Annotated in this window: 6 protein-coding genes and 1 rRNA gene; 3 read left to right on the top strand and 4 right to left on the bottom strand. The window is 36.6% G+C overall.

Annotation, left to right across the window (positions count from 1 at the left end; translation table 11 throughout):
• Positions 1-283 precede the first annotated feature (283 nt).
• The 3 genes from ACJJVZ_RS16780 (at position 284) to lodB (ending at position 6,082) form a co-directional block, all read left to right on the top strand.
• Positions 284-2,464, top strand: coding sequence for a response regulator (locus ACJJVZ_RS16780; RefSeq protein WP_405602102.1), 2,181 nt, complete (start codon positions 284-286; stop codon positions 2,462-2,464).
• Positions 2,465-2,876: 412 nt separating this feature from the next.
• The gene (gene lodA / locus ACJJVZ_RS16785; RefSeq protein WP_405602104.1) at positions 2,877-4,961 is read left to right on the top strand and encodes a CTQ-dependent lysine 6-oxidase LodA; all 2,085 of its coding nucleotides are present in this window, start codon (positions 2,877-2,879) and stop codon (positions 4,959-4,961) included.
• Between the two features lie 5 nt (positions 4,962-4,966).
• Entirely contained in the window at positions 4,967-6,082 is a 1,116-nt protein-coding gene (gene lodB / locus ACJJVZ_RS16790; protein WP_405602106.1) for a lysine-epsilon-oxidase maturase LodB, read from the top strand.
• Between the two features lie 483 nt (positions 6,083-6,565).
• Here lodB and ACJJVZ_RS16795 read toward each other — a convergent pair whose 3' ends face one another.
• From ACJJVZ_RS16795 to rrf, 4 genes are all read right to left on the bottom strand, one after another.
• Positions 6,566-7,936, bottom strand: a complete 1,371-nt coding sequence (locus ACJJVZ_RS16795; RefSeq protein ID WP_405602108.1) for a linear amide C-N hydrolase — start codon at positions 7,934-7,936, stop codon at positions 6,566-6,568.
• Between the two features lie 1,203 nt (positions 7,937-9,139).
• On the bottom strand, positions 9,140-10,132 hold the full coding sequence (locus tag ACJJVZ_RS16800) for a fatty acid desaturase (RefSeq protein ID WP_182702944.1): 993 nt from the start codon (positions 10,130-10,132) through the stop codon (positions 9,140-9,142).
• Positions 10,133-10,275: 143 nt separating this feature from the next.
• Complete coding sequence (locus ACJJVZ_RS16805; RefSeq protein ID WP_405602110.1) at positions 10,276-13,536, bottom strand: methyl-accepting chemotaxis protein; 3,261 nt, start codon at positions 13,534-13,536, stop codon at positions 10,276-10,278.
• A 602-nt stretch (positions 13,537-14,138) separates the two neighbouring features.
• Positions 14,139-14,253 (bottom strand): 5S ribosomal RNA (rrf, locus tag ACJJVZ_RS16810).
• Between the last annotated feature and the right edge of the window lie 48 nt (positions 14,254-14,301).

Consider the following 14,301-nt stretch of genomic DNA (forward strand, 5'->3'; position numbering starts at 1 on the left):
AATGACTGTCCAACGTATTAATAAACTTATCTGTAGATATATTTTTGAACTCTTCCTCGAACAATACGATACCCATTAATAAACATTTCTTACTACGTTCTATAACTAAATTACGCACAATTAATTTAAGAAAAAATTAATGAGAAAAGAAGCAAAAATAAGTGATTATAAAAGTATAAAGTGAGCAATTTAATACCTATAACTTTTAGCCTAATTTAAGTAACAAAGTTGCTATTCTTATGTAATAACTCCTATATTAGATGTATAAACATGGGAAGAAACGATGATAAAGGCACAAATCCCTCAAAATGAAGAATCAAGACTACGAGACTTGTATGAGTATGAGATATTAGATACTGAAGCCGAAAAAGTATTTGATGATTTAACTCAACTTGCTTCTGATATTTGTGAAACGCCCATATCGCTTATTAGTTTAGTCGATCCAGAAAGGCAGTGGTTTAAATCAAAATATGGCATAGAGGTAGATGAGACTGAGAGGGATATTGCATTTTGCTCTCATACAATACTTCAAGATCAAGTATTCGAAATTCAAGACGCACTACTTGACGAGCGTTTTCACGATAATCCTCTCGTTATGGGTGAGCCAAACATACGATTTTATGCAGGAACGCCACTGGTTACTCCAAAAGGCAGCACAATTGGGACCTTGTGTGTTATCAGTGACAAGCCAAAAAAACTAAACGCCAGACAAGTTAATGCCTTAACTATACTTGGCAAAGAAGTAATTGCACAACTTGAACTAAGAGCAAACAATAAAAAACTTACTGCCTCACTTGAAAAACAAAAATTATATAATAAAAAGCTAGAAGAACTAAAAAAAGAAGCCGATATAGCGAATACTTTAAAAGGCCAATTTTTGGCTAATATGTCACACGAGCTCAGAACTCCCCTACATGGAATTTTGAATTTAGCTGAATTTGGACTAACTGAGCTAACCAACATAGAGAAAGACAACGCTTTAAAAAGTATATTAAATTCTGCAAATTTATTATCAAGCATTGTTAATGATATTTTAGACTTTTCAAAAATTGAAGCTGGCAAATTAGATATTGAAAATATTAATTTTAACCTCCATGAAATTATTAACGATGCGGTTCAACCTCTGAAAAAACAAGCAAGTGATAAAGGTATTAAGTTTGTTTTAACTGTAGATGAAAATGTCGCTGTTACCTTAAAAGGTGATCCTATTCGGATCTCTCAAATTTTAAATAATCTATGCTCAAATGCAATTAAATTTACCAAACAAGGTTTGGTAAATTTAAAAGTTTGTGTGAAAAAAAACTCAATAAATACACAAGATATTTTATTTGAAGTTATTGATACAGGAATTGGCATTAGCAAAACCGCACAGCGTAATTTGTTTCAAGAATTTCATCAAGCCGATGCATCAACCTCAAGAAGGTACGGCGGCACTGGCCTTGGCTTAGCAATCTGTGCAAAATTAAGTAGCTTAATGAATGGCAAAATTAATTTTACAAGCCAAGAAGGAGAAGGCTCTGTATTTAGCTATCAACAAAATTTTGAAGTTTCTCAAGCATGTGAAATCATAAAACAGAAAAAAGAAATAACAGATTTACAGGGCTGTACGGTGTTAGTCGCAGAGGATAATAAAGTAAATCAAATTATAGTCAGTAAAATGCTACAAGCTCACAATGCTAATATAGTGATCACCGAAAATGGTAAAGAGTGTGTTGACTATTTTTTCGCTAATTCTGTTGATTTAATTTTCATGGATATTCAAATGCCTGAAATGGATGGAGTAGAAGCGACTAAATTAATCAGATCTAAGCAAACAAACACAGTAATTCCTATTATCGCGATGACCGCCAATACAATGAAGCAAGATATTGAGCATTATCTAAACATTGGTATGGATGGTTATTTAATGAAACCATTTGATAAAGAAAAGCTCAATAGCCTTCTCAATGTATATAACCCAAAAAAAACCACTCTCAAAAATTTAGCAGTTAAAATAAGTGATCCTAATATTTCTAGTCAATTAAAGCTAAACCAAACCTGTAGAGAATTAAAAAGACTCATCCCAAATGCTAATAGAGTCAGTCTTTGGCTATTTAATAACGACTATACGGCAATAAATTGTTTAATGTGCCTTGATGAAAATGATGAGGTAATTCTGGACATGGTTTTAAAGGCTCAGGACTTTCCTGCGTACTTTAACTATATTTTAAGCAACCAAGTACTTGATGCTTCTGATGCAAAAAATAATGAAATAACAAAAGATTTCACTAAAGTATACTTTGAACCCTGTAATGTGTGTTCCTTACTTGATTATATTTTCTTTATCGACAAAAGGCCATTAGGTGTTGTTTGCTGCGAAAGTGTTGGCTCAAAAGTATCATGGACCCATACAGATAAAGAGTCACTTATTAAAATAGCTGATGTAACAACCTTATTTTTATCCAAGCAGCTTAAACTTTTATAAGACTTATCTATAGCCTGCTTCACCCCAATAAACATAGCGATATAAGGCTCGCAAAGATGACTAATCAAGCAACCTATTTTAAATCTTAATAAGCTTTATAAAAAAGCGCATAAACTCGCTTAACTCACCACTTAAAAAAATAGCTTTCGTAAGCGACATTTACAATAAAGCTGCGCTAACCTCAATCCCATAATACGGCAGTTTAGAGCATTACAAAGGCCCGTGCTTAAACTTGGAAAAATCAAAGCGAAGCTATGTCGTGTAATAAAGTGAAATATGTTTATTTCTACTTTGCTGCTACATTTATTTACTCTGCTGATACTTTTTCAGCCCAATTAGTGAGCTTTGTTAAAATTATTTTTAACAGGTGCTTTGTTATATACAGTAGTTAATGTATCTAAAGGATATAAATATGAACTATTCACTTCACCCTTCTGTTGGTGTGGCTAGACTTGGCAATAGCGAAGGCCAATTTTATTTAGCACCGGATAAAATAGGTGGTTTACCCTTTGAAGCCGATGAATGGGGCAATAAAATCGATAGCCCAGTAAGCAACTTTAAGGATTCCAAAGGACAGATCCGAAGACAAGGGCAGCCGTTTAAAATTATTGACGAAGACAATAACGAGCTCACTTTAACAAATGATAATGTAAAAGCGATCACATGGACTGTGCACATTGCGAATAAAAAAGCGGCTTGGTACGAATTCAATGAATTACAAGGTAATCTACTGTTAGGAGATGATAATAGCTACGATAGTCGCGGCACGCCTTTGCGTAATGCAGCTGAGACCAATCGCCACAGCTTAATTATTGATCCAGGACCAAGAACAATATTCGGCGCAAACGCCAAAGCAACCTTTGATAAAACAGGTGCCCCCAATAACTACCCCGTCAGCTTTCCTCCACCCCCCTGCCAAGGGACTGAAATTAAATCTTTGGGTGATATATTAACTGATAATGAAGGCCGTTTAATTGTAATTGGTGGCTACGGTAGTGCAGGCGGTAATGAACCACTAGAGTCATACGGCGGTGCTGATACTTGGCATGATGATACGGCCGATGGCACGGTCTATTGCACCATCACCTTTAACGACGGTAAAGAATTAAAACTATCAGCATGGATAATTATAGGATCGCCCGATTTTGCACCAGAAATTGTAAACATTTCTAATTTGAGTGACACTATGTTTGACGTTGCAATTCGAGAGCAAAACCTATGTTCAGAGATGTATAGCAACGGAGAATTTCAACCGTCTTATCAAGCTAACTATTATCGTGATATTGAACCAATAGTTCAGCGTATTAGCCGCTACCAGTGGGTTTCTAACGTTCAATCAATGTCGGCATTCGTGTCAAATATTTTTGACTTTAAAGATAACTCACAAGAGAACAAAGATAATAGGCAAGCATACTTTAAATATTTCAGAAGGCCGGTCGATCTAGCTACAGTACAACAAACACCACCTTTTGAACAAACCAATCAACAGCTGTTTGAACATGGAGCTGAAGGCCATCTGCCATTAATGCCGATGAATTCAGGCAGTAACTCTGTCAGTAATGCCGAAGATAATATTGTCGATAAGTTTCTAACCTTAACTCAGACTCAATATTTCTTATTAAGCCAATGGGCCTGTGGGAATTTCTCAAATGAAAAACCACCCTCAACCACATCAGCACTAGATAGTTTTGGTGTATTTCAAGCTGACCAAGGCAGTGCTGGTAATTGTGTTGGTTTGCCAATGTGTCCAGGTATTGAAGTCACTTGGAGTTTACAAAACCCGGTAGTTTACGCGGCACCTTATGTTATTAAAGATCAAAGTATGGGCCATGGTTTCCCTAGCGGCTTAACCCCTTCTCGTGATGAATGTGAAGGTGGTGGGTGCCAGCCTGGTGATTTAACCAAACGCATGGCCTGTCCATGGCAGGCTGACTTTTTCAATTGTACGGTTCAAAATGTTAACTTCACTGAGCCAACAATTAATAAAGTCAATGAAGGGACAGAAGAAAACCCGCATATGGTGCCCCTCGTACCTAGTTACTACAGTTACTGGTGGCCACCACAAAGCCCATGGGATGTACTAACAAATCAGTTAGATGATCAATCAGCTACCCATTTACCAGCAGGCCAACAAGTGAACTATGCACGGGGTATTAATAGTTTTGTGCAAATGGTGGAAAATTGGTCTGCACTTGGCTTTATTCGTAATCAAAACGCTCAAGAACCTAATTTCCCGTTCTTTACTGAGACTGAGCGTAACCACCAATTATTCGCTTATAAAGACGTTCCCGTATCTGATATTACCGGAAATCTACAAGATAATGGAACCGATATCCCTGTTTTTTACATTCCAGAAGATGTTAAAAGCCATCTCTCATCTGGCTGCTCTAAAGCAAAAGCATTGCTTAAAGGACTAGAAGAGAAAATGTCTAAACCCATTACGGCGAAACCAGCAGGTAGATCCGTACCACGCAGTGGTACTCGTACAAGACGGTAATTAAAATGATTAATGCACACGAATGTGATGTGCTGGTTGTTGGTGCAGGCCCCAGTGGGGCCAGCACCGCATTAAACTTGCTCAATCACACAGACTTATCAGTAACATTAATAGAAGGGTCTGATCTACAACGACTTCGAATTGGTGAAAGCGTCTCCGCAAGCATTTTTTCGGTATTGGATTATTTGCAAGTCCCAAAATCTAGCTTTGCTTCTAATTGTTTTACTCCCACACAAGGCAATAGTGCACTTTGGGGCAGTGATAAGTCTGCCAATCGGCACGCTATTTTTGCGCCAGATCGAGCAACTTTTCAAGTTAATCGAGAGATATTTGATTTAACACTGCTTGAAAATGCACTAAGCCGTGGCGGCATTGTATTTCCAAGAACTAAAAGCAAAACAGTGACGCAATTAAAAGATGACCGTTACCTTGTTGAAGTTAGTCATCCTGAACGGGGCAAGTTTGAAATAGTTTGTAAATACCTAGTGGATGCTTCTGGACGAAATTCGTCGCTGAGTAAATCTTTAGGTGCATCGGTTACGCAATACGACCGACTAACTGGAGTTGGAGCTTTTTATAAAACAGACACCACATTACTTGAGCAAATTCAGCTTATCGAAAGTGACGAGTTTGGCTGGTGGTATAGTGCAGCCCTATCCGATCGCATTCTTGTTGTTACCTATTTTAGTGACTTCGAGTTAATTTCAAAGATGAAATTAAACCGAAAACAACAATGGCAAAACCACCTCGAAAAGAGTGAGTATATGTCTAGAAGAATAGAAGGTTTACACTTTATTGATGATAACCTATGGATCAGACCTGCGGGAACACACTTTAACCATTTTACGCATATAAAAAACTACTTACCTGTTGGTGATGCTGCCTGTGCTTTTGATCCTATTTCATCAATGGGCCTTGGTTTTGCTATGACCTCAGGTTGCCAAGTGGCAACCATCATAGGCAACTCAACTAGCACTAATAGCTTTAATACAAACAGTCAAACATATCAGCAAGATTTAGCTCGCCAATTTGAGCAATACTTAAATTTAAAGCTGCAGTTTTACAACAAAGAGCAGCGCTGGAGCGATGTATCATTTTGGGCTAAACGGCAGCAACTATAAATCAAGTGACTTAGACAATAACTTAAGAGCGGCTGTCGCTGGCCGCTTTTCTGCAGCATAAATGCCAAACATGCGTACTCTTTAGGTTATTTCAGAGACGACTAACTCTTTGTTGCCTTAACGGATGTAGGTAAGGGGCGTGAGCAGGACGCCGAAGCTTTGCTCGGATTTTACTTATTCTTTACAGGGATAGTAAGCCACTAGAGTAACGCAGGAGCCGTTACCAAGCCCACTCGATTACAAATCTCGCGCCGCAATTAAATCGCCCTTGGATTGAACAAATTTCAATCCACAAAGATCAACACGCCCTAGGCCCACTCTATTGCCTCACTGAAAACACCCAGCTAAAACACCTTAAATATAGTTATAATTCAAGATTTTATAAAACATTCAGGCAGAATTCGTGCTAAATAGGAATTCAAAAAAAAACTATTATTAATTTTAAAATGAAACCTATCTAGCACTTATTTTTCAAATATAAGATTAAGTGTTTTTATTTATTTGGGTTGTTATATCCATAGATTTAATATTTGTGTCTAACTGATGAGTGTAATTTTTTAAACCTTCAAGCTCTAACTCCATCAAATTAATCCTAAACACTTGCGGTGATTGGTACATTCTAACTGAAAATATTTTATTTTTTAAATCAGATACAGTAACCCACTGTGTGAAATCATGGACGTTTTCGCCTTGTGAATCTCGACTTGTTCCCAATGGAATATCGACCGTATTTAATATATGAAAAGCCAGCGTAGTCGCATCTTCTTTTCCTACTTTAATATTGTTGTTTATTGAGGGTACTTCTTTCATTAATTCAGCATCTTTGGCTACATTAGACTTAAAATCATTCGCTTCATCTATTTCATATTGGGACGTGAATTGTGTAACTGGAAATGAAAAATTAGTCATCATTGCCGCTCTCACAAAACGATCCACGGGTGTTGAACTTCCAGGAACACCTGAAAATCCAGTTCCTTGCGCATAGGAATTACACTGAAAATTAGAGGCTGCACTTTCATATGCACTTACACTCGGTGTCGTTGGCTCTCCTTGTTCATTCTGAAAATTAAATGGCATTACATTTACATAGTTATAACGAACATTTTCTTGTTGCCAAGCAATTAAAGGATCATTAGTAAGAACACCGATTGGATTAAGGTCTGTTATGGTTAGCTTCCCTTGAGCATATTCTAAAACAATGCTATTCCCTTCAGCATCATGCACAGGAAAATGAAACTTCATTGCATTTGGAGCTTTAGAAAAAGGACTAACAACTAAAATTTTATCTTTTTTATCTGAGTCGCATTCTTTTAAATCAGATCCACCTTTGTTTAACACCAATTTGTCATAGTCCAATCCATTAATAACATCTTGGCAAGTGCTACAACTTGATAATATCCACGCAGGAAGGCTAGGGTAGTAAATAATATCTTGATTGTTACACGCTTCTGATATTGGATACTGGTACTCACTTTGCGCTAATACCATAGATCCGGTAGTTAAGCCTTCTGTGTTTAATCCGTTAGTGACGATATTCGCAAATGTCTCTTCTACACCTAACGTTTTAGCTATAGCAAGCTCAAACCCATTCATAGCAACAAAGCCATAATCACCAGTCCAAGCAAGAAGGTGTTCATTAATAACATCAATATCGTCGCGAAGAACGAATTGTGCAGAGTCATCCTGTAAATCTGACTGACTCGATGTTAAGGTAATTTGCTTATATATATACTTTTTAGGCCTAAAAAATAGTTCTGATTTTAAATCTGGCCCCAACTCCATTGAGCGGCCTATCACTGGAATACTTTTTTGAAAGTTAGAATTTACGGCTTTAATTGAGAAATCTGTACACATCGTGATTTTCCTTATATTAACTATTAAAATAAAATTTACTGTATTTATATTTTTCAGTAAGATTTAAGTTAACAGCTATTAATACAAAGACCTATTACAGCTTATTACACAAGATCGGAACACAAAGTTTAAAGCGCTGACTTTTCATCTCGCCATGATGTAAATATCAACTTATACCAGCCCCAACACTTTTAAATAAAGTAAAAAATAAAAAACTTAATAAAGTCAAAGACCAAATTAAGCTTATAAAAACCTTTGGTACTTTTAGGATTAAAACTAAAATAACACCCACATTTGTAAATACTGCTATGAATAAATCTGACAATAATATCTCTTTAATACCAATTCACTTAATTAAGAGGTTTATTTTGAGGTAAGAAAACTTTGTCGATAACAAGACGATATTTCGTTGTTTTTGTTCTATATCAGAAATTTTAACGCAGTTAGCGTCGGGTTAATCCTCAAATTGATTCAGTAACCTGAACTCTGGATAATAAATCTATCTTGAGCAGCTATTTTCAGCGCTAACTGCGTTGAATTTATTTGCAATAGGCCCGCTATTGACGCGTAAATTCGCCTTGTTTTCACTGAAAATCTCTGGCTAGAGAAAATAAATTTAAATATCACCATGATTCAATACGTTAGTAAATCTCTTAACCAGAGTTCAGGTTAAGTATCATTGCGGATTGGTAGGATAAACGCTTTTTTATTATTGTTTTAAGTAATACATAATACTCTCCCCTAAACTGTGCTGTATTAAAAACATTATTTATTCAGCATAAATAGGCGATAACGCAGTATAAATGCCAAACATGCGCTGCCCTTTGGGTTCTTTCTAGGGACGATTAACTCTTTGTTGCTCGGTTTTGACTTAGCCCACTAGGTTACAAACCTCACGTCGCGATTAAATCGCCCCTAGATTGAACAAACTTTAATCCTGAAAGGTCAACAGCCCCTAGGGCGTGCTTTCACTTAAAAACAATAACCAAGTAAGACTGCGATACCGCTCACTACTGTAATAGCATTACAGCAGCGTCAAACTAGCAAGATCTATACTCTATTCACTAACGTCCCTAAGTTTGTTAAGTACTTAGAAATAACTGACGGTAGCGGTTCCATTCTTTAGGTATAGAGGTAGGTACATTTAAAAACAGAGCTTGTTTGCGGCATTTAGTACATTTTTCTAAATGAAACTCTGGTTAATTAATGATTGTATAAGTTTGCATTTTTAATACTTTCAAAATCATTAAAACGCACGTTGTGTTGTTTCATTACTTTAAGCGCTTTTTTACTGAGCATTTGCCGTAGATAAAACGGCTGATTTGGCACAAAATGATGAATAGTATGTGTGTGGCCAAAGTTAAAACAAAATAAATGAAACGGCATAAATAAACGGCTCGTTAGTACATGTGTTTGCTCTAGCATATTATTAACGCCGCCATAGTAATGCATACTTGAAGTAACAAAGTTAAGTGAACTAGAACGAATGATATTAGGTACAATAAGCACGACCATTAAAAATTCAAACACGTTTATAGTACTTAATAACCAACTAGCTGAATTTATTGAAAGTGGCATAAATAAATTAACAATATGGAACACTATTACACTATATAAAATAATAAAGTACGCTGTCGCTATTGGGAATCCTGCATTAAAAACACTCATAAAACTAAAGCCATCAATTTCTTTTTTAAAGCGTTTTTGAGAAATAACCAACCCTAGCAATCCATCAGTAATAACTAAAGCACGTAAAAACGGGTTTTTAATGCCATTGCCAACTAAGCGTTCTTCTAAATCTTGCTGCGTGCCTGATGTTTTATGATGGTGTAAATGCATTTTACGTCTGTACCAAGGACTAATAGTATTTGGCCGCATTAACCATACTGTTAGCATCATAAAATTATGCATGAGTGGTTGATTACTAAAGTATTGTTTATGTATGAGGTCGTGTTCAAGCTCATGAGAGATAGACGCTGCAATTGCAGCAAGTATGATGCACATCCAAGCCGGTATGATGGTTAGATAATATAAAACGCCAACACCTATTAATGCACTCAGTGACAAGAGTAAAATAATTAGCCCTAACGTATTTTGATGAGCTAGTAATGGATGCTTTTGACGAAGCAGTGCTTCTTCCGTTTTAATAGCTTTAACAATTGCTTGAATATTTTGTTTAGCGCTTAACGTGTTCATAAGTAGCAGTCAGTATTTAATTTGTAACGATAGTAACCGAAGCGGTGCTCAGAGCCAAAATATACCTAAAAACACCTGCAAATTTATAATACGAAGACATTTTTTTTCTTTAAACCCTCAGTTAAAATTAACATGCTGAATATTTAAAACGAAAAATATTGTAATAATTTACGCATATCATTTGCCTGATCAGCCATTTGTTTTGCAGCAGCCATTGTCTCCTCCGTAATAGCAGAGCTTTCTTGAATTAAAGCGGTCAAACGCTGTACAACAATATCTACCTCCTTAATAGCCTGTTGCTGAGTACTCGTAGAGTCATTAATTGACATAATCATATAATTTACAGCTTCCACTGCACTAACTATTTGTTTTAATTTTTCGCCCGATGTATTAGCTAAAGTTGTTCCTTGATTTATTTTTTGATTGCTGTCTCCAATTATCCTTTTAATTTGTTTAGCGGATTCTGCACTGCGTCCAGCAAGCTGCCTTACTTCATTTGCGACCACAGCGAAACCGCGACCATGCTCACCTGCACGCGCAGCTTCTACTGCAGCGTTAAGGGCTAATAAATTTGTTTGAAAGGCAATTTCATCAATAACTGAAACAATCTCATTAATGTCTTTACTTGAGTTGTTTACTTCAACAATCGCGCTTACGGTTTGTATTGACAGCTCACCACCTTCAGCCGCCGAAGTTTGTGCTTTACCTGCTAATTTAACTGCTTCAGAGGACTGGCTCGCAATTTGTATAATCTCATCGAGCATGTTCTTACTATTAGCACTGGCTTGCTCTAAGTTTGCAGCTTGCTCTTCCGTTCGTTGGCTGATTTCAACGTTGCTTGAAGCTATTTCAGATGCACTTTGCGAAACTTGATTTGCACTATTTTGAATGCTCATAATAACACTGGTTAATTTTTCTATAGTCTGATTAACGTCTTCTTTTAAAATAGCAAAAACGCCTTTATAATCAGATTGAACTTGCTTATTTAAATTTCCTTGCGCTAACGCACTTAGTACTCCCGTCACTTCGCTGATTGCATCACCAGTAATGGTTAAAGAGCTGTTTACATCACGTTGTAATTGGGCCAATTGCCCTTGCATTGGCGTTTCTAATTGCTGACTAAAGTCACCATTACGCATAGCAGCCATTACCCGTGCAAGCTCTGAAATAATAACACTCAGATTATTTATTGAACTGTTAATATCATATTTTAATGAATCTAATTGACCGTTCATTATGGTATCAATATTTTTATCAAAGCATCCTTGGCTGATCGCTAGCATTGCATTTGATATATCACCCACAGCACTATCTAAACTCATAATAGAATCATTAATATTTTGTTTTAACGTAAGTAACTGACCATTTGCACTACAATCAACATGCTTTTTAAAGTCACCTTGGCTTACTGCCGCCATTACATTACTAATGTCTTTTATTATCAGAGCTAAATTATCAACGCTAGCATTGATATCATTTTTAAGAAACCCTAATTGTCCTTGCATAGGCTGCTCAATACGCTTAGAAAAATCACCATCATGTAACGAGCTCATTATCTCGCTTATACTGTTAATTGCCCCTGACAAACCTTGTACCGAATTATTCACACTTTCTTTCAGTTGTCCCAGTGCTCCTTTTGCGGCTACGGTTACTTGCTGTTTAAAATCACCTTCTTCTATATGCCCCATTACTTCAACTATCTCACCAATGGTGCCATTTAATGATTGTAATGAGCCATTTATGTTCGATTTAAGGGTCGCCAGCTCCCCCTGCATCGGCGTTGCTATTTGACTGCTAAAGTTACCTTGGCTCATATCATCAATAACATGGTTTAATTCTGTCATCGCTTGTTCTAATGAACTCGCGCAGTTATTAGTAGCTTGCTTTAATGATTCAAGTTCACCTTTACATACCACTGTTATCCTATGATTAAATTCTCCTGCAGCCATTTTGTTCATTACAGTATTCGTTTGCGAAATAGAGCTTTGTAATGCCTCTAACAAACTATTAAAAGCGCTTGCTGTTGAGCCTATTTCATCTTTGGAAAGCACAGGGGAGCGTACTGAAAAGTCACCTTGCTGCTCAACATGGCGCATAGTATTAACTAGTAATTGCACTGGTTGAGTTAAAGTCCGAGAAAACAAAATCGCAATAGTTAAAATCGCAGCAATACAAAGTATCAGCGTAATAACGAGTAACATTGTTAGGTGAGATACGGCACCAAAAGCTTCTTGTTTATCAATTTCAGCAAGTAAAGACCATTGAATCCCTAGAATCGAAATTGGTTTATAAGAAGATAATACCAACGATCCATTATAATCTGTGATCACCTGCTGCCCAGCTATACCCTGTAAGGCCTCTTTTGTTGCAATTGTTTTTACAGCTCCTGCTGCAGGGTTACGAAATGAATTAATAACAGAACGATTTTTAGAATCAAGATAAGAGTCAGACCGCATTAAAAAATCAGGCCCAACTAAATAAGTCTCACCGCTTACACCTAAACCAGCACGTTCAGTCATAATTTCATTTAGAGCATCGATAGATAATTGAAAAATTAAGGTGCTTGTATGAATTCCTTGGGTGTAAATAGGTGTAGCAATAAAGCTCGCTGGTGCATCATAGGAAGGAAGATATTGCTGGTAATCCGAAAAAACAACTTCAGTTTCAGCAATATCTTTAGCTTGGTTAAATACTTTAGCTAAATTACTCTTAGAAAAAGGGCCGTTAGTTAAAGATGTAGCAAAATCAGCTTCTTTGTAAACCGAATAAACCACATTACCTGACATATTATCTACAATAAATACATCGTAAAAATCGAATTTTTCTGCAAAATTATATAAAAAAGGATGAAACTTAAGATGCACTAAATTATAGCTATTAGCCATTGAAGATTGATTTAAGCTTGCTTTTTCACCAAGAGGATGAGGGTTATCGGCTATATATTGATACTGCCAAAAGAGCGCTTTTTGTGAAAGTTGTGGAAATATCGTTGTAGGTGGTTTTTTTTGCTCGTTCTCAATAATGTACTTCGGATTAAAGCTATTTAAATAAAAATCAGAAAGGTGCTGTTTTTCAGATTCATTTAGGATAAATGAAGATTCAGACTCCTTAAATGTTTCAATAAATTTATTTGCTGCAACCAAAACCTCTGGGCTTTGGGATAAAAACAATAACTGCGACTTTATATCATCAAAATAGCGCTCAATAGCGCTTTTTTTTATTTCACTTACAGCCTCAAGCTGAGCATAAGTTTGCTTGTTTAACGCAGTTGATGAACTAAAAAGAGCAAGGCCGATAACAAGCATTAAAGGGATTAATCCAACGAATAAAAAGGAAAAAATAAGCTTTTTGGTTAACCCAATATTGCGAAACGTATCCCAAATTGAACCGCTAGACAATGTCATAAAATATCCTTATAAAAGATAACTTAGCCTAGTGTAGGACATAATATTTTAAAGCGTGAGCAAACACAGATAATTTTTCGAAATGTTAATACCAATATTACTTCGATATGGAGTCAATTTAACGATGGGAGAATGACGTTATAGGATGATAAATTTTTCAATACTTATGGAGATTGATATTATTCATCCAACTTTACTTTTCTGCAGGCGTAAAAAAGCCCAACTATTTCTAGTCGGGCTCTCTACAATTTGAAGACTGTGTAATGTCGTAGTGCCCACAGCGGTGGAGAGCCACAGTGCAAATGGGATACTATCTTTGCGTCGGGGCGGCCTTCCGTGGGGCTCGCCTTCGAGCTGTTTTGTTTCACTACTGAGTTCAGCATGGGTTCTTGGCTATTTATTAAATCCCAGATAGCAAAAAACCCGTTACATTACTGTAACGGGTTTCTTTAATTTGAAGCCTTGTGATGTCGTAGTGCCTACAGCGGTGAAGAGCCACAGTGAAATGCTGCATCGTTTATTGTCCGCTATTCACCCTCATTCACTTTTCTGCAGACGTAAAAAAGCCCGAATCGTTAGATTCGGGCTTTCTACAATTTGAAGCCTGGTAATGTCCTACTTTCACATAGCAAATGCTACACTATCATCGGCGCTGTTTCGTTTCACTACTGAGTTCGGCATGGGATCAGGTGGGTCCAAAACGCTATTGTCACCAAGCAAATATGGTGCAAAGAAGTAATGACAAGCACCTAGTGCTCCCATTTT

This window comes from Pseudoalteromonas sp. Ld19, assembly GCF_045064135.1.
GTDB classification, from domain to species: domain Bacteria; phylum Pseudomonadota; class Gammaproteobacteria; order Enterobacterales; family Alteromonadaceae; genus Pseudoalteromonas; species Pseudoalteromonas aliena.

Coding starts and splice junctions, on each gene's coding strand:
- ACJJVZ_RS16780 (WP_405602102.1), top strand. CDS start 284: ATGATAAAGGCACAAATCCCTCAAAATGAAGAATCAAGACTACGAGAC.
- lodB (WP_405602106.1), top strand. CDS start 4,967: ATGATTAATGCACACGAATGTGATGTGCTGGTTGTTGGTGCAGGCCCC.
- ACJJVZ_RS16805 (WP_405602110.1), bottom strand. CDS start 13,536: ATGACATTGTCTAGCGGTTCAATTTGGGATACGTTTCGCAATATTGGG.
- lodA (WP_405602104.1), top strand. CDS start 2,877: ATGAACTATTCACTTCACCCTTCTGTTGGTGTGGCTAGACTTGGCAAT.
- ACJJVZ_RS16800 (WP_182702944.1), bottom strand. CDS start 10,132: ATGAACACGTTAAGCGCTAAACAAAATATTCAAGCAATTGTTAAAGCT.
- ACJJVZ_RS16795 (WP_405602108.1), bottom strand. CDS start 7,936: ATGTGTACAGATTTCTCAATTAAAGCCGTAAATTCTAACTTTCAAAAA.